Source organism: Flavobacterium sp. CLA17, assembly GCF_013112255.2.
In the GTDB taxonomy this organism is placed as follows: domain Bacteria; phylum Bacteroidota; class Bacteroidia; order Flavobacteriales; family Flavobacteriaceae; genus Flavobacterium; species Flavobacterium circumlabens.
The window spans coordinates 2,561,933-2,584,638 of the sequence record NZ_CP068294.1; the positions used below are offsets into that span (position 1 = coordinate 2,561,933).

Below are 22,706 nucleotides of genomic sequence, written 5' to 3' on the forward strand. Positions count from 1 at the left end.
TGCATTTATAATTTATTTCCATGAGACAAAGATTCTTTATCCTTTTCTTGTTTTTTGTCCTTTTTTATCATTCTTATTCACAGAATATAAAATTTACACATTATAATGACAATAACGGATTGTCTCATAATTCTGTGCGCCATATTGTGCAGGATAAAAAAGGCTTCATGTGGTTTGGAACATTTTCAGGATTAAATCGTTTTGACGGTTATCAATTCAAAAACTACATGGGCTCCACCGCCGGAAAGAATAAATTGTACAATGATGACATAACAGCTTTGAAACTGGATGAAGAATCAGATCATTTATGGATTGGCACCCGAAAAGGACTGACTCTTTTCAAAATGGATACCCATGTTTTTACCACTTTTTTTCATAAAAATGATGATCCGAATAGCCTGCCTGACGATGAGGTGAGATCTGTTTATGTAGATAAATTTAAAAGAGTCTGGGTTGGTACCAAAACAAAAGGAGTGTATTTATTCTTTTTGAAAGAAAACCGATTCGAAAAAATTAAGCTTAAAGGTTTCGATTACGTAAAAGAAATCTTTGAAGATAAAAAAGGAAATATCTGGATTGGAAGTTATGAAAAAGCAGCCGTAGCAAAAATCACTATGGATGCAAAAGGAGCAATCGTACGCATTAATAATTATACGCTTTCTGTTCCGTATTCAAATATAAAAAATCCATATCTTAATTTCATTTACGAAGACGCCAAATCGGATATTTTTGTCGGCACACGGGAAGGTTTATATAAATTGGATAAAGCCAGCGATCAGTTTGTTAATTTATATATAGAAAACAAACAGGTCAGGGGGGCTTTAGGCCCTTATTTTTTATCCGTTGCCCGCGCTTCAGATGGAAAATATTGGGTGGGAACTTTAGGCGGATTACTCGTTTGCAATCAATTGGAAGACATTCAAAAAGGAAATTACAAATGGTATTATTCCATTTTATCAGATGACACCTCGCTGGTAGATAATTTAATTTCATCCCTTTATTTTGATGCTTCCGGAGTCTTATGGATTGGAACAGAAGACGGATTGGATAAGTACGATCCTTATGAAAATCAATTTACTTTAAACAAAGATATTTCGCGTTCCATAGGGAATCAGGCACCGCGTATAAGAGGTTTTGCCAAAACGTATGATGAAAAAGTGATTGTGGCAACCTATCACAACGGACTTTTTATTTCTAATACAAAAGGCTCAACACCATTACACAATACAGGAAAAGATATCGCCAGTATTTATTCTGATGACGGAAAGATCTTTTACTGTGGTCTTTGGGATGGTACTATTTTAGTTTACAATTACAGCACAAATTCTTCCAGAGAAATAAAGACAGGATTTGAAAAATCGCCCGTTTTTGCCTTTAGAAAGATTGGAGACGATTCGATGATAGTGGGTTCTTTTGGAGAAGGCGCAGTAATTTTGAACACCAAAACGCTTCAGGTACAAACTTCGGGTAAACTTTTGCCGGACTTTCAGATTAATGCGATTGAAAAAGACGCCAAAAATAATGTTTGGTTTGCTACAGAAACCGGAGTTGTAAAATACAATATCGATTCAGGAAAAATAGAAACCTATTCTTCCCTTTTTATCAAAGAAAAAGGAGTGCCCCATGATGAAAATGTAAGTGATGTTTTGGTGGATGCAAAAGGTAAAGTCTGGGCGTCAACGCGTTTTGGGCTGTGTTTATACAATCCGAAAAAGAACGAATTTGAACCCGTAAAGTATCTTAAAGAACTATCCGGTAAGTGGATTACCGATCTCTTATCAGATGCAAACGGAAATTTATGGCTGAATATCAATAACAATAATATTGCTTTCGTTAAATCTAATTTAAAGGATATCAGCATTTACCACGTAAACAGCGGTAACAGACTGGACGTTTTCAGTTCAAGCGGTTTTTTTTACTTTAATAATTCTAATATTTTTCTGGGAGGAAAAAATGGTATTATTTCTTTTTCACCGCCCGCAATGAAAAGAAATAAATGGTCGCCGTTACCGGTTATTTCCGAATTTAAAATCCAGAACGAAGAAGTATTTCCGGAAATGGAAATCAATGGGGAAATTCCGCTCTCAAAAGATCTGAATTATGGAAAAGAGATAGAACTTACTCATAAAAACCGCAATTTTTCGATTCAGTTTTCGGCTCCTTCATTTGCAAATGAAAAGCTGAATAAGTTTCAATATATGCTGGAAGGTTTTGATAAATACTGGATTACCGCTAACAGTACTTCCAGAATAGTACAATATACCAATCTTTATCCCGGAAATTATGTATTTAAAATAAAATCCAGCAACAGCGACGGATACTGGAGTAAAACGGTTTCGTATAAAATAAAAATTCTGCCGCCCTTTTGGCTGACGCCGACCTCTTTTTTACTTGTTTTTGCACTTTTATTGGGTGTTTTTTATTTCATCAGAAAAGAAATCAAAAACAGAATTCGTTTAAAACAGGAACTGCTGACAGAGAAAGTAAACAGAGAGCATGATGTTAAGCTGAACAATGAAAAATTACGTTTCTTTACCAATATTTCGCATGAATTAAGAACGCCGTTAACGCTTATTTTAGGTCCGGCCAAACAGCTGCTGGATGAAAGTAACAACGCAACTGATTATGAAAAAAGCAGATACAATCTGATTTATCAAAATGCCAGCAGATTACTGAATCTGGTAAATCAGGTTTTGGATTTTAGAAAAGCACAATCAGGGGAATTAAAACTTAAAGTGACTAAAACCGATATTCTGGCTTATTCGAAAAATATTTTTGACTCCTTTAAAGAAATGGCTTACGATAAAAAGATTAAGCTCAATTTTATTTCTGAAGATGATGAAATAAACGGCTGGCTGGACAATGACAAATATGATAAGATTCTGTACAATCTATTATCAAATGCCTTAAAGTTTACCAATAAAAATGGAAATGTCGATTTGTACATCAGACTGAAAGCTACGGTTGAAGACATTTTAGTGATCGAAGTAACCGACGATGGAATCGGAATTCCGTTAAAAAGTCAGGATAAAATTTTTAAGCGATTCTATCAGGCCACAAACAGTAAAGCCAATAATACCGGATCGGGCATTGGTTTGTCTTTGGTAAAATCTCTAGTGGCAATTCATAAAGGAATAATTTCTGTAGAAAGCACACCGGGAAAAGGAAGTACATTTAGGGTAGAAATTCCTATTGACCGTGATTCTTACGAGCCTAAAGAAGTGTTCGAATATGCACTTAAGAATGACAATCTGAGCATGCTTATTCCGGAAAAAGCAGCTAAGAAAATCATTCAGAATACAGATCTTAAAGAGAAAATACTGGTAATTGAAGACAATAGTGAGCTTAGAAAATATCTGGTCGACTATTTGTCCGATTATTACAAAGTTTACGATGCAGAAAACGGTGAAGAAGGTTTGAAAATCTGCCGGCAAATTAAACCCGTCTTATGCGTTGCTGATGTCATGATGCCCGTTATGGACGGACTGGAATTTTGCAGGGAACTTAAAAATGATGAATTCATCAGTCATATTCCGGTTGTAATGCTCACGGCGCTTGCTGAAAATACAGATAAAGTAAAAGGGTATGATATGGGAGCTGATAGCTACCTGGTAAAACCTTTTGAACCGTTATTGCTTAAAACGGTTATTGAAAATATGATCAGGTCAAGATTAGAACTCAAACAAAAATTCTCCGGAGAAGTAGAAGGTAAGATTAGCATGCTTACACATTCTCCAATTGATGAAGAATTTATGGAAAAAGTGACTGCTTTAATCAATAATAATTTAAGTGAAGTAGATCTTTCCACAGAATTTTTATGCGATAAATTGGGCGTGAGTTCTTCAAAATTATATCGAAAAATCAAAGAACTGACCGATTTGGCTCCAAACGAATTTATTAGAACCATTCGTTTAAAAAAGTCAGCAGAATTACTCAAAAGTAAAAAGTATAATGTTTCTGAAGTAACCAATTTAGTTGGCTTTAATGATCCTTTATATTTCAGTCGATGTTTTAAAAAACAGTTTGGTTTCCCGCCAAGTAAGCTGATCAATTAATTTTCCTTATCTCCTGTCTGAAATATAGCCCGTGGTTTCAATCACAGGAACGCACTTTATATTCGTAATCTAATTTCTCCCAATACCTCTACCGTGATTGAAATTAATGACTGTTGTTTAAATACGAATCCGCAATCCTGTCATCCTGACGAAGGAAGGATCACATTCGGAAATCGACAAAGATTGATAATTTAATATAGAGAAATTCTGGTGTGATTTCTCTTTCCTCGAAATGACAAACAAGAACGTGAACACATGTTTTTTTTAAGTAAATAACCTGTAAAAATCTTATAGAAACAAAAATATCCATGTTTTTGATGTATTAATCCATTTTGAACGGTACAGGTAATTCTATTTTTGTCTTATAACTTTAAACTTTTCAGCATTATGAAAAAGCATATAGACACAGACAATCCCTTGAATAATTTAGATGAATGGGAAGATGATTTGTTATTGCGATATCCTGATCCTTCAGAAAGTATACCGGAGAAGCAAAAAGAAGAATTCAGAAATTATGTTGATTCGGAAAGATTGGAAACGGTTAAGGAGTTTTACAGAATAAACCATACCTACCAGACTTATGATTTTGTATGCAGTAAAGAGCAGGAGTTTTTACAATTCAATAAAAAAGAAATGTCAATCTGGGAAGCGGTTGATTTTTTAAACACACTGGTAGACGATAGTGACCCGGATATAGATTTAGATCAGACACAACATCTATTACAGACTTCAGAAGCGATTCGGGCAGATGGTCATCCGGATTGGTTTGTATTGACGGGTTTCATTCATGACCTGGGTAAAATTTTATGTTTGTTTGGAGAGCCTCAGTGGGCAGTTGTCGGCGACACATTTCCCGTGGGCTGTGCATATTCAGATAAAATTGTTTATTCGGAGTTTTTTAAAGAAAACCCCGATTATACAGACAAAAGATTCAATACCAAATTTGGTGTTTACACCCAAAACTGCGGACTGGATAATGTGAAAATGAGCTGGGGACATGACGAATATTTATATCAGATTATGAAAGATTATCTTCCGGATCCGGCTTTATACATGATCCGTTATCATTCCTTTTATTCACAGCATAAAGAAAATGCCTATTCCCATTTAATGAATGAAAAAGACATAGAAATGTTTGATTGGGTTAAAAAGTTCAATCCGTACGATTTGTATACTAAAGCACCCGTTAAGCAAGATGTAAAAGAATTGCTTCCTTATTATAAAGAATTAGTAGCGAAATATTTACCTGAGAAATTGAAGTTCTAGAATATCAAAAAAACATTTGAAAGCTATCTAAAACCAAAATAATGCATAAAATCAAAATCAATATACTTTTATTGCCCCTCCTGCTGCTTTGCGGAACTTTAGTTTTGGCTCAGGAGAAGGATCGCAATGATTGGGAAAATCCTCAGGTGTTTCAAATTAACAGAGAACCGGCACGCGCTGCTTTTCTTCCTTATGCAGATGAAATTTCGGCTATAAGCGATAAATATGAAAACTCACCCTGGTATTTTTCTTTAAACGGTAAATGGAAATTTTCCTGGTCACCAACACCAGATCAGCGACCAAAGGATTTTTACAAAACAGATTTCAGTACGTTGCACTGGAACGAACTTCAGGTGCCATCCAATTGGGAACTAAACGGTTACGGTGTGCCAATTTATACCAATATTACGTATCCTTTCGAAAGAAATCCACCGTTTATCAATCATTGGGATAATCCTGTCGGGTCCTATAAAAAAGATTTTGTACTGCCTGAAAATTGGAAAAACCGACATGTTTTTCTTCATTTTGAAGCAGGAACGTCCGCCATGTATATTTGGGTAAATGGTGAAAAAGCAGGATATACCGAAAACACCAAAAGCCCGGCAGAATTTGATATTTCTAAATATTTAAAACCCGGGAAAAATAATTTAGCAATAGAAGTGTACAGATGGAGTGACGGCTCTTATCTGGAAGATCAGGATTTCTGGAGACTTTCCGGAATTGATAGAAATGTGTATTTATACAGCACAGATAATGTTCGCATTTCAGATTTTTTCGCCAAACCAGATTTAGATGCGAAGTACAAAAACGGAAGTCTGAAGGTAGAAGTAAGTTTAAAAAATCTAACATCAATAGCGGTTAACAATCAAAAATTGACTGCAAAACTGGTAGATGCTTCAGGAAAAAATGTGTTTAGCAAAGCGCTTAATGTCAATTTTGATGCATCAAAAATTCAGACTATAAATTTTACTCAGAATGTATCCAATCCAAAATTATGGAGCAGTGAAACGCCAAATTTATACACTTTGGTTTTAACCCTAAAAAATGCAAAAGGGGATATTGTAGAAAGTGTTTCAACTCAAATCGGATTCAGAAAAGTAGAATTAAAAGGCGGGCAATTATTAGTAAACGGAGTTCGATTGATGGTTCATGGTGTTAATATCCATGAACATAATCCGGTAACAGGACATTATCAGGACGAAGCTACGATGATGAAAGACATCAGGATGATGAAGAAGCTAAACATTAATTCAGTGCGCTGCAGTCACTATCCTAACAATATTACATGGGTAAAATTATGTAACAAATACGGTTTGTTTCTGGTAGATGAAGCCAATATCGAAAGTCATGGAATGGGAGTAGAGGGACAGCCTCTTATTTATATGAATCCAAAAACTAATCCGGGCCATCTTCCGGAATGGAGAGAAGCACATTTAGACCGAATTTACAGCCTGGTAGAAAGAGATAAAAATATGCCATCGGTAATTATTTGGTCATTAGGCAATGAAAGTGCCAATGGACCAGTTTTTCATGAGGCTTATAAATGGATCAAAAAAAGAGATACTACCAGACTGGTTCAGTTTGAACAGGCAAAAGAAAACGAAAACACAGATATTGTGTGTCCGATGTATCCAACAATTGCCTACATGAAAGAATATGCGGCGCGTAAAGAAGTAAGTCGTCCGTTTATCATGTGTGAGTATTCACATGCCATGGGAAACAGCAGCGGTAATTTTCAGGAATATTGGGATATTATTCGCGGAAGCAAAAATATGCAGGGCGGGTTTATCTGGGACTGGGTAGATCAGGGATTTGAAACGACTGATGAGGCAGGCAGAAAATACTGGTCTTATGGCAGCGATATGGGAAGCCAAAATTATCTCAATGATGAAAATTTTTGTCACAACGGATTGGTTTATCCAGATCGTACACCACATCCGGGAGCATTTGAAGTAAAAAAGGTATATCAGGATATTTTATTTAATGCCGTTGATATCAAAAATGGAGTAATTGAAATTATAAACGATTTTGGATTTACCAACCTGAGCAAATACAACTTTAACTATGAGGTTTTAGAAAACGGAAAAGTAATCAAAGAAAGTACCATCAATGTGGTTTTAGATCCGAAAACAAAAAAACAGTTTAAGCTTGATTTACCCAAATTACAGTCAAAAGAAGGAACAGAATATGTATTGAATGTTTTTGCTTACACCAAAACAGGTTCTGAATTACTGCCTCAGCATTTTGAAATTGCCAAAGAACAGTTTGTTATCGAAGACTCCAACTATTTTGCAAAACAAGAAAAGGTAAATGCAGCTAAAATTCAGGAGGAAAAAGAGCAGTTTGTACTGACTTCAGAGAATGTTGTGGTCAAAATCAGTAAAAAAACAGGATTAATTTCATTCTATAGTTTAAAAGGCGAAGAGTACTTTAAACAATACCCCGAACCCAATTTCTGGAGAGCACCAACCGATAATGATATTGGAAATAAAATGCAGATTAGAACGAACGTATGGAGAACGGCGGGTAAAAATACCACTTTAGAAAGCATTCAGCAAACAGAGGAAAATGGGCAGCATTATATCATTGCCAAATTAAAGCTGAATGATGTCGCTTCTGATTATACCATTAAATATACATTAGGAAATGACGGTGCTTTAGCCATACAGGCGTCTTATAAAAAAGGCAGCAATCCGGTACCGGAATTACCACGTTTCGGAATGATTTTTACTTTAAAAAACACGTTAGAAAACCTGGATTATTATGGAAGAGGACCTTTAGAAAATTATCCGGATAGAAAAACAGCTGCATTCAAAGGAATTTATAACAGTAAAGTTGCAGACCAGTATGTGCCTTATACACGCCCACAAGAAAATGGATACAAGACAGATATACGCTGGTTTAAATTGTCAGGCAATACAGGAAATGGACTGGAAATAAAAGGCCTGCAGCCTTTAGGCATGAGTACTCTGAATAATTATCCGGCTGATTTTGACGGGGGAATTTCTAAAAAGAACATTCATTCCAGCGATATTACGCCTCGAAATGAAGTTGTAGTTTGTGTTGATTTAACACAGCGCGGATTAGGAGGAGACAACAGCTGGGGATTATCACCACACGAACAATATGTATTGACACAAAGCGAATACAGCTACGGATTTGTTATAAAACCAATTTTTTAAAGTTTTCAGTCTCATGTTTACAGTCGCAGTCTCAGTTTGCACTGACGACTGACGACTGACGACTGAATGCTAAAAAAAACAATCAACTGACCACTGAATATTAAAAAAATGAGTAACACTACAAATGGAAGATTAGTTTCTTTAGATGCGCTTCGCGGATTTGTTATGTTTTGGATTATGAGCGGTGAACATATCATTCATGCTCTGGCAAAAACGGCTCCAATTCCTGTTTTTATATGGATGTCATCACAACTGCATCACGCGGAATGGAATGGAATTACATTTTACGATATGATTTTTCCCGTCTTTCTGTTTGTTGCAGGAGTATCGATGCCCTATTCTTTTGAAAAGAAAATGCAGCTGGCTGGTGTAAAAACACCACAAGAATTACCGGGTAACGAAAAGCGAAAAATTTACGTATCAATGCTCAAAAGAACTTGTATTTTATTGGTTCTGGGATTTGTAGTAAATGGATTGCTGCGATTTGACGGTTTCGATCAAACGCGTTTTGCAAGTGTTTTAGGAAGAATTGGTCTGGCTTGGTTTTTAGCCGGAATCCTCTATTTAAATTTTGATTTTAAAAAGCAGCTAATCTGGTTCTTCGGTATTTTGATTGGTTACTATGTCGCGATGAAATGGATTCCCGTACCCGGTTTTGGTGCTGGAATTCTGACAAAAGAAGGATCACTGGAAGGCTATATTGACCGTCTGTTTTTACCGGGCAGACTGCACAGTACGGTTTATGATCCCGAAGGAATACTTTCTACCATACCTGCAGTTGCTACAGCTTTATTGGGCGTTTTTACAGGAACATTTTTAAAAGCAAAAGTCGCTTTTTCGGTAGAATTTAAATTGCTTTTAATGACTCTTACGGCTGTGCTTCTAATTATTGCAGGCTTGATTTGGGATATTAATTTCCCCATCAATAAACATTTATGGACAAGTTCATTTGTATGTTTTGTCGGAGGGTTCAGTATTTTGTTTTTTGTCTTTTTTTATTTGATAATTGACCTTTTTGGTTTTCATAAATGGGCATTTCCTTTAATCTTAATCGGTTCAAATTCTATTTTAATTTACATCGCTGCTGAGGGCTTAGTAGATTTTAAACATACAGCAGATTACGTCTTTGGCGGACTTATACATTTTCTGCCGCTCATTTGGCAGCCTGTATTTGCCGCTTTATCGGTAACAGTTGTACAGCTTATTTTACTGTACTTTTTATATAAAAGGAAATGGTTTCTAAAAATTTAAGAGATATTAAATTTTAAATACATTTTACTAACTAACCACACAATAACCACGCATCATGAATGTATTACAAACCGCAGATTACATTGTTTTCTTTATTTACTTTGTCATAGTCACCGCTTATGGAATGTATATATACAAAAGCAAGAAAACCGCAGCGACAAGCTCCAACGAATATTTTTTAGCCGAAGGATCACTTACCTGGTGGGCCATTGGAGCCTCATTGATCGCTTCCAATATTTCAGCAGAACATTTTATTGGCATGAGCGGTTCAGGTTTCGCCATCGGACTTGCAATTGCTTCCTATGAATGGATGTCTGCAGCCACATTAATTATCGTGGCGATGTTTATCCTGCCGATTTATCTTAAAAATAAAATATTTACCATGCCGCAGTTTCTGGCTAAAAGATACAGCGGAACAGTAAGTACTATTATGGCCATTATCTGGCTGCTAATTTATGTATTTGTAAATCTTACTTCTATAATTTACTTAGGCGCTTTGGCTATTTCATCTATTGCGCCGGTCAGCTTTCAGTTTTGTGTTATTGTGTTGAGTTTATTCTCTGTGATTGTAACTTTGGGCGGTATGAAAGTAATTGGATACACCGATATGTTCCAGGTTATCGTATTAATTTTAGGCGGATTAGTAACAACTTATCTGGCACTGACTTTACTATCAGATCAATTTGGTTTTGGAAAAGACATTTTAAAAGGACTGGCTATTATTGCCGATGAAGCGCCTGGACACTTGCACATGATTTTAGACAAATCAAATCCGCATTATAATGAACTGCCGGGAATGTCTGTTTTGATAGGAGGTATGTTAATCAATAATCTGGCGTATTGGGGATGCAATCAATATATTGTTCAGAGAGCTTTGGGAGCCGATTTAAAAACTGCCCGTAAAGGAATTTTATTTGCCGCTTTCCTAAAATTATTAGTTCCAATCATTGCTGTTTTACCGGGTATCGCGATGTTCGTGATGCATTCAAACGGAATGTTTCAACAGGAAATGGCAGATGCTGCCGGAGTTTTAAAACCGGATCATGCCTACCCCACTTTAATGAATTTGCTTCCTGCGGGATTAAAAGGTGTCGCTTTAGCAGCTCTTACAGCAGCAATTGTAGCTTCTCTGGCTGGAAAAGCCAATAGTATTTCGACTATTTTTTCTTTAGATATTTATAAAAAATATTTTAATTCTCAGGCAACAGAAAAAAAGCTGGTACGTACCGGAAGATGGTGTGTGGTGGTCTGTATTATCATTGCCGCTATCGTGGTTCCGGCATTAAAATCATTAGATCAGGCTTATCAATTTATACAGGAATATGTCGGGTTCTTTTCACCCGGAGTTTTAGCGGTTTTTTTATTGGGAATGTTCTGGAAAAAAACAACACCATCGGCTGGACTTGCCGGAGCATTGTTAACAGTACCGCTCGCTGCTATATTGAAATTCCTGCCTATGTGGACAGATGGAGCCTTTCCTGATTATCCTTTCCTGGACAGAATGACTATTGTTTTCTTTTTAATTGTGTTTATAATGGTTGGCATTAGTCTGGCAGATCGGGTTTCTGAGGAAGAAGCTGAAATACATAAAATAAAAGTCGATAAATCGATGTTTAAAGTGTCATCAGAATTTATTGTCGGCTCTTTTATTATCTGCGGAATACTGGTGGCTTTATATACTGTTTTTTGGTAATCTTTAAAAAGAAATAATTATGGATATTTATAACAAACAAGTTTTCAGGAGTTTCATCATTTTGTTTTTTCTTTTACAGTTAAGTTTCAATTCAGAAATGTATGCTTTTAAAAGAAAAGATTATTTGGTGACTGCCTATGGCGCTGTAGGAGACGGCAAAACTTTAAATACAAAAGCCATTCAAAAAGCCGTTGATGCCGCAAATAAAAATAAAGGCGGAAGAGTTGTTTTTTCTAAAGGTAAATTTCTATCAGGAAGCATAGTCTTGAAAAGCGGAGTAGAATTGTTTCTTGAAGAAGGAGCGGTTTTGTCAGGAAGCACCAATCCGGATGATTATCCGAAGTATGAAGGAATAAGAGCTTTTATTATAGCTTATGAATCAAAAAATATTGCTGTAAAAGGAAAGGGAATTATTGACGGACAGGGAAGAGAACTGGCATTGGCAATCGATAGCCTGCATCATACCGGAGTTCGGATTGATCCCAAATACAATTACAGGAGAATGCGCCCCGAAGACGGAAGAGGAAAATTGATTTCGTTTGTAAAATGCGATTCGATAACCGTAATCAATATTACATTAAAAAACAGCCCGGGCTGGGTGCAGTGTTTTAGAGAATGTAAAAACATTGTAATTGATTCGATGAAAGTCAATAGCACCGCTTATTGGAATAATGACGGAATTGACATTGACGGCTGCGAAAATGTCCGAATAACCAATTGCAATGTAAACGCGGCAGATGATGGTATTTGTCTGAAATCGGAGTCACCCGGATTACAGAATAATAACATTTACATCGCTAACTGCAGGATTAGATCGAGTGCCAATGCGGTTAAATTTGGTACAGGTTCTTACGGTAGTTTCAAAAACGTAACTATCGAGAACATCGAGGTTTATGATACTTTCAGATCGGCAATCGCAATTGAATCTGTAGATGGAGCCGAGATTGAGAATATTAAAGTTTCAAATATTACGGCCGTAAATACAGGAAATGCGATATTAATTCGTTTAGGCCACAGAAATGGGGATCAGCCGGGTTATATCAAAAACGTATCCATTAAAAATGTAAAAGCACAGATTCCTTTTGGCCGCCCGGATATGGAGTATGATTTGCGCGGACCGGAAGTTGACTATTTCCATAATCCGTTTCCGGCTTCTATTTCGGGAATTCCGGGACATTTGATAGAAAATGTGACTTTAGAAGATATTGAAATTACCTATCCGGGAAGAGCCTCAAAAGGAATGGCGTACCATCCTTTAAGCCGATTGAAAGATGTAAAAGAAAACATAAACGGTTATCCTGAATTTACCATGTTTGGAGAATTACCTTCCTGGGGATTTTATGTGCGTCACGTTAACGGAATCGAAATGAAGAATATAAAACTCATTTTGGTGAAAGAAGATTTTCGCCCGGCCTTTGTTTTTGATGATGTAAAAAATCTCACGATGAAAGCTATTGATGTTCCTTCAGACAAAACTAACCAGATTATTTTTAAAGATGTTCCATCCAGCAATCTGGATAGTGAATCTTTAAAAAGAAAAATAGAACCAGAGCAAAACAAGTTTGAATTGCCTGCCAGGTAGCTTTTATATGCTGGTAAAAATTGCTGGCAAAGACGCAGAGTCGCAAAGTTTTTTTGCCACAGATTATAAAATTAAAAAGGATTTTTTTAATGTAGATTTTTTAGAATATCTGCTTAAATCTTTTTAAATCTGCGTGAAATAAAAAATTTTGCGACTCTGCGACTTTGCGAGATTAAAAAAATAAACCAAAAACCTTGCGAGAGCCATCTTAAATAAGGTTTTTTATAAATAAAAGTAATGAAAAAGAAATCTATAATCGCGATCCTGATTTTTTGTCTTTCGATAACCGTTTCGGCACAAAATATTTACGACGTTAAAAAATACGGAGCTAAAGGAGACGGAAAAACAAATGATGCGGCAGCTATTCAAAAAGCAATTGATGCCTGTAGTAAAACCGGCGGAAGAGTTTTAATTCCCGCACCGTTTACATTTTTGGCCGGACCAATTGAGGTAAAATCAAAAGTAGAGCTGCATATTCAAGCAGGAGCTAAATTATTGGCAAGTCCGGATGAAAAGTTATACACAAAAAGCGCTTTCAGAACGAATCCGGGTGAAGGGACAATTTGGATTGGAGGAGAAAATGTAGTAGATTTTACCATTAGCGGAAGCGGAAAAATAGATGGAAACGGAATTTCATTTATGGGTGAAGAACTCGAAGATTCTTATGTTTTAAAACCTTTTAACGTGCTTGATCCAAGACCGCACGTATTGACCATCATTGGAGGAAAAAATATCAGAATCAAAGATGTGCATATCGGAAATTCGGCCTACTGGACCATTCATTTGGTTGGCTGTAACGATGTCGTAATAAGCGGCATTACTTTATTGAATAGTTTAAAAGTCCGTAACAGTGACGGTATCGATTTGGATCATTCCAAAAATGTGAGAATCAGCGATTGTTATATCGAAAGTGGTGACGATTGTATCTGTTTAAAAAACAGAAGAGAGTTTGAAGAATTTGGTGCCTGCGAAAATATTACAGTGACCAATTGTACGATGACCAGCAGCAGTTGTGCGATTAAAATTGGTTCAGAAAATATGGACGCAATCAGACAAGTGGTTTTCAATAATTGTATCATTAAAAACAGTAATCGCGCTTTGGGAATTCAAAATAGAGATGAAGGAACCGTAAGTGATGTTATTTTTTCTAATATCATTATTGAAAGTAAATTGACGACAGATACCTGGTGGGGAAAGGCGGAACCAATTTATGTAACGGCTTTCAGCAGAGCGAAAGGGAATCATAAAGATGCCAACTGGCGTTTTCCAAAAGGAGCAACAGAAGGAAAAGTAGGAGAAATAAAAAACATCTATTTTTCTAATATTCAGTGTACAGGAGAAAACGGTGTGTTTGTAAGCGGAGAATCAAAAGATAAAATCAGTAATATTGTTTTTGATAATGTGAGTGTTTTTATTGATAAAATCACCTCTTTTCCGGGTGGAGTATATGACAGACGACCTTCTAATGTCGAAGGTTTTGTAAAAGGAAGTACTTCGGGGTTTTATTTTGATTCTGCAGAACGTATTAAAGTGCAGAATTGTACAGTACAATGGGGAAAAAATAAACCCGAATATTTTAAATATGCAGTCGAAAGTAAAAATGTAGATGAATTAATTATAACAAATTTAGACGGACAATCAGCTTTTCCCGCTAAATTAGAGGCAGTAAAAAAATAATCAGTTCCATTTCAAAAACTATGAAAAATAATATTCGTACAAAATTTACTATTTGCAGTTTACTATTAAGCAGTTTTTGTGTAAATGCTCAAACAACGATCTTAGAAGTTGATGCCACAAAGACTATTGCCAAAATCCAGCCTACTATGTTCGGGTTGTTTTTTGAAGATATCAATTTTGCGGCAGATGGCGGATTATATGCTGAAATGATTAAAAACAGATCTTTTGAATTTGACAAACCTTTCATGGGATGGGATCAGCCCAATACAAAAAGATCTTCTTTAAACAAAGAATCGGGTAGTGCTACGCCAATCAGCTTATCGGCAAATAATACTAATTTTTGCAGGGTAGAAATCAATAATGATAAAGGTTTTGCTTTGCTAAATGAAGGTTTCAGGGGAATGGGCGTGAAAAGGGATGCAAAATACAATTTTTCTTTAAAAGCGGCCAATCACAATTCAGCCATTAAAAAGATTATAATTCAGCTTATTGATAAAGATCAGAAAGTGATTGGAGAAACGGGCATTGTTCCAAAATCAGAGCAATGGAGTAATTATTCGGCACAAATTACAGCGACTCAAACCGAAGCAAAAGCAAAGCTTAAAATAACTTTTGAAGGAACAGGAACTATAGATTTAGATATGATTTCACTTTTTCCTGAAGATACCTGGAAGAACAGAAAAAACGGACTTCGCAAAGATTTGGTGCAGCTTTTATACGATATGAAACCTGGTTTTTTACGTTTTCCGGGAGGCTGTATTGTGGAAGGAAGAACCTTATCAGACCGTTATCAATGGAAAAAGTCAGTTGGAAATGTAGAGGAAAGAAAAACCATGATGAACCGTTGGAATGTAGAATTCAACCATAAACAAACTCCCGATTATTTTCAAAGTTTTGGTTTAGGTTTTTTTGAATATTTCCAGCTTTCAGAAGATATTGGGGCAGAACCGCTTCCGATTTTGAGCTGCGGAATGGCTTGTCAGTACAATACAGGAGAATTGGCTCCATTAAACGAACTTGATCCGTATGTGAAAGATGCTTTAGATCTGATTGAATTTGCAAATGGTGCTGTCACTACAAGCTGGGGAAAAATCCGATCAGATATGGGACATCCGAAACCCTTTAATCTAAAATATATAGGCGTTGGAAACGAACAATGGGGACCGGATTACATTGACAGATATAAAGTTTTTGAGAAAGCAATAAAAGCAAAATATCCAGATATCATTATTGTTTCAGGAAGCGGACCTTCTCCGGATGGCGAGCATTTTGATTTTGCGATGCAGGAACTTAAAAAACTAAATGCGGAACTTGTCGATGAACATTATTATCAAAGTCCGAAATGGTTTAGGGAAAACGCCGGACGCTATGATAATTATGACAGAAAAGGCCCTAAAATATTTGCAGGAGAATATGCCGCACAAAGTGTGTCAGGAGCCAATCCGAATAACAGAAATAATTGGGAATGTGCATTCTCTGAAGCCGCTTTTATGACTGGACTGGAACGAAATGCAGAAGTAGTTCATTTAACTTCTTACGCACCTTTAATGGCTCATGAAGATGCCTGGCAGTGGACTCCCGACATGATTTGGTTCAACAATTTAGAATCTTATGGTTCCGCCAATTATTATGTGCAGCAATTATTTTCAACCAATAAAGGAACAGATTTGTTAAGCATTACGAAAGATGGAAAAGCTTTAACGGGACAAAACAATTTATATGCATCGGCAGTAAAAGATGCAGACAGCAACGAAATAATTATAAAACTAGTAAATACAGCAGCAGCGGCGGAAGATGTTGCTATTGATTTAAAAGGAACAAAGTTAGGGACAAAAGGAACGATTACAACATTGGCAAGTCCAGGTACTCAGGATGAAAATACTTTTGCAGACCCTCAAAAGATAACTCCAAAACAAAGGGAATACAAAATAACAAAAGGAAAACAGCAATTGCGTCTTCCTGCTTATTCGGTAACCGTTTTAAAAATGAAAATGATTTAAGGATTCAATAGGTTTAAAGGTTTATTTTCAAATTAAATTAAAAATGTATGCTATACAATTCTCTAAAAAAAAGTCTTTTTTTGCTGCTGATGACAGCAGGATTTTCTTGCTATTCACAACAGGATTTAAAATTGCAATACAACCAGCCAGCTGTTGAATGGACGGAAGCTTTACCTGTAGGAAACGGTACACTTGGAGCAATGGTTTTTGGAAGAACAGATACTGAATTAATTCAATTGAATGAAGCTACTTTGTGGAGCGGCGGACCGGTGCAGAAAAATGTAAATCCGGATGCTTTTAAAAATCTTGCTCTGATCAGGGAAGCGCTAACGGATGAAAATTTTGAAAAAGCGTATGGTTTGACCAAGAATATGCAGGGTGCTTACAGTGAAAGTTTTATGCCGTTGGGAGATCTTATCCTGACACAGGATTTTGAGGGAAAGAAGCCGGACCGGTACAAAAGAAGCCTGGATATACAAACCGGATTGGCGGTGACCACTTTTAATATTGGCGGCGTGAATTACCAAAGAGAAATATTTGCTTCGGCACCTGCACAGTGTATTGTCATTAAACTTTCGGCAGATCAGATACAAAAACTCTCTGTGGTAATTGATGCCGCAAGCCTTTTAAGAAATGAAAAATCAATACAAAATCAATCACTGGTTTTAAAAGGAAAAGCACCTTCACATGCCGACCCTAGTTATATAGATTACAATAAAGAACCCATTGTTTATGATGACGTAACAGGCTGTAGAGGAATGCGTTTTGAATTAATTATTAAACCAGTTATCAAAGACGGTGAGATAAGTTATGATGGAAATAAATTAATTATTAAAAAAGCATCTGAAATTGTACTTTTCGTTTCAGCGGCAACCAGTTTTAACGGATTTGATAAATGTCCCGACAGTCAGGGAAAAGACGAACATAAATTGGCAGAAAGTCCAATTAAAAAAGCTTTTGGTAAAAAATATGATAGTTTATTAAAAGAACATATTACAGATTTTCAACATTTCTTTAATAGAGTTTCATTACAACTTAATCAAAAAGAAACCAATAAATCAAACCTTCCAACAGATACAAGATTAGAAGAATATGCAAAAGGAGAAAAAGATGCCGGACTAGAGGCTTTGTTTTTTCAGTATGGACGCTATTTATTAATTTCGTCTTCGCGTACACATCATACGCCCGCCAACTTGCAGGGAATATGGAACAATAAACTTCGCGCACCCTGGAGCAGCAACTATACGACAAATATTAATTTACAGATGAATTATTGGCCTGTTGAATCAGGAAGTTTGTCTGAATTGTTTTTTCCGCTTGACGAATTCATTAAAAATGTTTCCGTAACAGGAGCAGAAACTGCCAAAAGTTTTTACCATGCTAATGGCTGGGTATTGCATCATAATTCAGATATATGGGCAACAACAAATCCAGTAGGCGATTTTGGAAAAGGAGATCCTATGTGGGCAAATTGGTATATGGGTGCCAATTGGTTAAGCAGACATTTATGGGAACATTATGAATATACCGGCGATAAGGACTATCTAAAAAAAGTGTATCCAATTATAAAAGGTGCAGCAGAATTTAGTTTAGACTGGTTGCAAAAAGACAAGAAAGGTTATTTGGTAACCATGCCTTCAACTTCTCCGGAAAATAAATATTATTATGATGGAAAAAAAGAAGGTGTTGTAACAACAGCTTCGACGATGGATATTGGGATTATAAAAGATTTATTTAAAAATACCATCGAAGCCTATAAAGTACTCAATACCGATTTAGAATTCAGGCAAAATGTAAGCCAGGCTGCAGATCAATTACTTCCTTTTAAAATAGGAAGCAAAGGACAACTTCAGGAATGGTATAAAGATTTTGAAGATGTAGATCCGCATCACAGGCATACTTCCCATTTATATGCTTTACATCCTGCTAATTTAATTTCGCCTTTAAAAACCCCAGAATTGGCTATGGCCGCAAAGAAAACATTAGAATTGCGCGGCGATGACGGTACAGGGTGGAGTCTTGCGTGGAAAGTCAATATGTGGGCAAGACTTTTAGACGGGAATCATGCTTATAAATTGTTTAAAAATCAGTTAAGACTTACTAAAGAGAATGACACACAGTACAATAGACATGGAGGATGTTATCCTAATCTTTTTGATGCACATCCGCCTTTTCAGATAGACGGAAATTTTGCTGGAACCGCGGGCGTTATTGAGATGTTAATGCAAAGTCAGAATAAAGAAATTCATCTTCTGCCCGCTGTGCCAGATGCTTGGACAGACGGCGAAATAAAAGGTATTACGGCAAAAGGCAGTTTTATTTTAGATATAAAATGGAATAACGGTAAAATGAGCAATACTAGAATCTTATCTAATAATGGAGGTACTTGCAGTGTAAGGTCGCAAGAACCATTTATAATTGAAAAACTTAATATTAAAAGTGAGAAATCATCTATTGGTTATACTGCTGTATTTGAAACTCAAAAAGGAGTGACTTATACAATTAGGCCATTTCAATAGCTTGCAAATTTAAGGCAGGAGGAGAATAGTTGAATTTGGTATATGACATAAAAATTCGTTGTTTTTTAATTGTTTTTATCTCACCAATTAGACAGAACCATTTCTCTTCCGGATTGTTTTTAGAAGGACATTTTCTTAAAGATAGATAAGTACGGGTATTTTTGACGAACAATGAAAATGGATCTTTTGATCTTACTTTTCTGAAATATTATGCTTATGCCAATAAAGATTTCACCGCTTTAGAAAGTGCTCTAAAATTGTTATTTGTTCCAAAATCTGAAAGAGTTTGTATTGATGGAGATAGTATTGAGAAGTATGGTGTATTTAAATACCTTCAACATCAATTGCGAATTCATTACTATTAGGTATCAGACCATAAGTTTAGATAAATAGGCTATGTCACAATTTTACTTACAATAAAAATGACCAGTTTCATTTTTTATTATAGATATTTCACTTCTTATTTGTGTACATGAAATAAAAGTTTAATTTTACTTTTAAACTTTACATACTTTCTTCTTGTCAGTACAAAATAATCCTTCCTAATTATTTAGACAAGTTTAATTAAAGAATGCATTTTAAGTGCTTATTTTTTATTTACAAAACTCAAAATTTCATGTATCAATTTGTAAAATATATTTTGATGCTTTTTTTGGCATCCTTAAGTTTAATATCCTGTAAACAAAAACAGGGGGATAAAATAAAAGTCGGGTTTTCTCAGGCCATGACTACTGACGATTGGCGCAAGCAAATGAACGGCTCTATAAAAATTGAAGCTTCATTACGACCAGAGGTCGATTTAAAAATTAGTGATGCCAATAACAACATCAATAAACAGATTGAAGATATAGAGCGATTTATTTCGAATAAGGTGGATGTTATTGTTGTATCTCCAATTCAATCTAAACCTTTAACAGCTGTTGTAGAAAAATCAATAAAAGCCGGAATTCCGGTTCTTGTTGTAGACAGAAAAATTGAGGGTGAAAACTACACCGCCTATCTTGGAGCCGACAATATTGAAATTGGCAGAATTGCTGCCCGATATATCATTTCGCATAGTAAAGGTTCAGGTAAAATCATTGAAATTACCGGAGCAAATGGTTCATCACCTGCTTATGAGCGCAGTCTGGGATTTAGTCAGATAATTAATGAAAGTAAGCGTTTCAAAATAGAAAACACTATTCAGGGTGACTGGGAAGGAGAATCGGTTAAGGAACCGCTAAAGGCTCTTCTTTTACGAAATCCAAATGTAGAATATATTTTTGCCCATAATGACCGTATGGCTTTAAGTGCTTGGGAAACTGCTAAAACTGTAGGTTTGGAAAACAAGATTAAATTTATAGGAGTTGATGGACTCAACACTGTTAATGGCGGGATAGAATTAGTAAAAAGCGGTGTTTTAGACGGGACCATTTTATATCCGACAGGAGGAAACGAAGCATTGAAATTGGCTCTGAAAATGTATAATAAAGAGCCAATTTCTAAGAATAATATTCTGAATACAATTGTTATCGATCAGAATAATGCTGAAATTATAGAAAACCAAATGGATAAAGTTGATCAGCAACAATTGGTTATTGAGACACAACAAGGTGCGATAAAAGTACAGGAAAGAGAATATGCTTCGCAGAACAATCTGGTTCGCTTACTTAGTTTTTTTCTAGTGATCATTTTAAGTTTGACGATTTACAGTATTTATTCTACTATTTCTATTTCAAGAAAGAAAAAACAACTTGAAAAAATTAATCAAACGGTAATTGATCAGAATAATGAAATTCAGGAAATGGCCCAAATTGCCCAAAAAAGCAATGAGGCAAAGTTGAATTTCTTTACCGGACTTTCGCATGAATTTAAAACTCCCATAACTTTGATTATGAGTTATGTAGAGTCGTTAATTGAAAATGAAAAAATTAAGGGTACAACGCTTGTTGATGAGGTAAAGCTGATCCATAAAAACTCGAACAGATTATTGCGATTAATAAATCAATTGCTGGATTTTAGAAAAATTGAAGAACAAAAATTCACATTACGAGCTTCAAATACTAAAATCTATGATTTTACAAATGATGTAATGGCGAACTTCAAAGGCGAAGCTGCCCGCAGAAATATTGATTTTCAGCTTTCCTGCAAAAATAAAAACCTGGAATTATTTATCGATAGAGGATTAATGGATAAAGTGTATTTCAATTTGCTTTCCAATGCCTTTAAATTTACTCCGGATAATGGAAAAATCAGCATTTCGATTATAGATAATCAAGACAATACAGTTAAAATTAGTTTTAAAGATTCCGGAATAGGGATCCCCGAAAATGAATTGTCAAATGTTTTTAATCCTTTTTTCAGAGCTTCAAACAATAATAAAAACAGTTCAGGAATTGGGCTTCACCTCTCAAAAGAATTTGTGCTTTTGCATTACGGAACAATCGAATTAAAATCAAAACAAGGAATCGAATTTGTAATTATTCTATTAAAAGGAGTGAGTCATTTAAAGCCTTCTGAAATGATTAATAAGGCTGAAAATCTTGATATTATGCCAAATTTAATATCAGATAATTTAGATATCGAAACGGAATTAAACGTAGTAAACGTGGTTTCTGAATCAGAAAAACATACGCTTTTAGTTATAGAAGACAATATAGATTTGGTCGCATTTTTAAAAGCTAAATTATCGAATGAATATGTAGTTTATACCTCTGACGGAAGCGACGCTATTGAAAAAGCAATGGAAATTGTTCCGGACATTATCATTTGTGATATTAATTTGGTAGACAAGGACGGTTATGAAATTAGCAAAGAATTGAAAAAGGATTTACGTTCCTCCCATATTCCAATTGTTATTTTAACGGCACAGGGCGATAAAGAATCTACTTTGAAAGGGCTGCAAAGTGGCGTTGATCAATATCTTACAAAACCGTTTAGTCTTTCTATTCTAAAACAATCCATTTCGGGTTTGCTTTTCAACAGGGAGAAACTTCGGTACTATTACACCAATAATATATACCGCATTGAGCCCGAGTCTAAATTTGGCAATCAGGAACAGTCCTTTATTACTAAAATGAATGATATCATAAAGAAGAATGTTGAAAACCCTAAATTCTCCGTAGAAGATTTAGCCGATAAATTAGGAGTTTCGAGAGTACAATTGTATCGAAAAGTAAAGGCTATTATCGGAATCAATATTAGCGACCATATTAATAATGTTAAATTAGAGAAAGCAGCAGAACTTTTGAAGTCAAATGAAATGAATATTTCAGAGATTGCATACTCTCTTGGATTCTCTTCTCCAAACTATTTTTCTACAGCTTTTAAGAATAAATTTGGAATTTCACCAAAGGAATACAAATCTTCCAATTAATATAAGTTCAAAATGGATACAAATTAAGTATCAATTTTGAACCTAATGTAACAAAATCGAAACTACATGGTTTTCGTAAATAAATTTTAAATTACGTAAAGCCTTGTGAATAAGGGTGTTTTTGTT

Annotated in this window: 11 protein-coding genes; all 11 read left to right on the forward strand. The window is 35.4% G+C overall.

From position 1 onward, the window contains the following. Positions 1–20 precede the first annotated feature (20 nt). The 11 genes from HAV12_RS10580 (at position 21) to HAV12_RS10630 (ending at position 22,580) form a co-directional block, all read left to right on the forward strand. The gene (locus HAV12_RS10580) at positions 21–4,055 is read left to right on the forward strand and encodes a two-component regulator propeller domain-containing protein (protein ID WP_171569626.1); all 4,035 of its coding nucleotides are present in this window, start codon (positions 21–23) and stop codon (positions 4,053–4,055) included. Between the two features lie 387 nt (positions 4,056–4,442). Further along, positions 4,443–5,321, forward strand: coding sequence for an inositol oxygenase family protein (locus HAV12_RS10585; protein WP_171569628.1), 879 nt, complete (start codon positions 4,443–4,445; stop codon positions 5,319–5,321). Positions 5,322–5,362: 41 nt separating this feature from the next. Further along, positions 5,363–8,503, forward strand: coding sequence for a glycoside hydrolase family 2 TIM barrel-domain containing protein (locus HAV12_RS10590; RefSeq protein ID WP_171569630.1), 3,141 nt, complete (start codon positions 5,363–5,365; stop codon positions 8,501–8,503). A gap of 108 nt (positions 8,504–8,611) precedes the next feature. Beyond that, on the forward strand, positions 8,612–9,754 hold the full coding sequence (locus HAV12_RS10595; RefSeq protein ID WP_171569632.1) for an acyltransferase family protein: 1,143 nt from the start codon (positions 8,612–8,614) through the stop codon (positions 9,752–9,754). A gap of 55 nt (positions 9,755–9,809) precedes the next feature. Beyond that, the gene (locus HAV12_RS10600; RefSeq protein ID WP_171569633.1) at positions 9,810–11,447 is read left to right on the forward strand and encodes a sodium/solute symporter; all 1,638 of its coding nucleotides are present in this window, start codon (positions 9,810–9,812) and stop codon (positions 11,445–11,447) included. A 19-nt stretch (positions 11,448–11,466) separates the two neighbouring features. After that, positions 11,467–13,029, forward strand: a complete 1,563-nt coding sequence (locus HAV12_RS10605; RefSeq protein ID WP_197984788.1) for a glycoside hydrolase family 28 protein — start codon at positions 11,467–11,469, stop codon at positions 13,027–13,029. Between the two features lie 237 nt (positions 13,030–13,266). Beyond that, positions 13,267–14,706 carry a glycoside hydrolase family 28 protein gene (locus tag HAV12_RS10610; RefSeq protein WP_171569635.1) on the forward strand — a complete coding sequence of 480 codons (1,440 nt, stop codon included), beginning with the start codon at positions 13,267–13,269 and terminating at the stop codon, positions 14,704–14,706. Positions 14,707–14,726: 20 nt separating this feature from the next. Next, the gene (locus tag HAV12_RS10615) at positions 14,727–16,706 is read left to right on the forward strand and encodes an alpha-L-arabinofuranosidase C-terminal domain-containing protein (protein WP_171569637.1); all 1,980 of its coding nucleotides are present in this window, start codon (positions 14,727–14,729) and stop codon (positions 16,704–16,706) included. 47 nt (positions 16,707–16,753) lie between these two features. Then, entirely contained in the window at positions 16,754–19,225 is a 2,472-nt protein-coding gene (locus HAV12_RS10620) for a glycoside hydrolase N-terminal domain-containing protein (protein WP_171569639.1), read from the forward strand. Positions 19,226–19,386: 161 nt separating this feature from the next. Further along, positions 19,387–19,590: a hypothetical protein gene (locus HAV12_RS10625; RefSeq protein WP_205423366.1), complete on the forward strand. Its 204-nt coding sequence runs from the start codon at positions 19,387–19,389 to the stop codon at positions 19,588–19,590. Between the two features lie 251 nt (positions 19,591–19,841). Then, on the forward strand, positions 19,842–22,580 hold the full coding sequence (locus tag HAV12_RS10630) for a substrate-binding domain-containing protein (RefSeq protein ID WP_171569640.1): 2,739 nt from the start codon (positions 19,842–19,844) through the stop codon (positions 22,578–22,580). Positions 22,581–22,706: the final 126 nt, after the last annotated feature.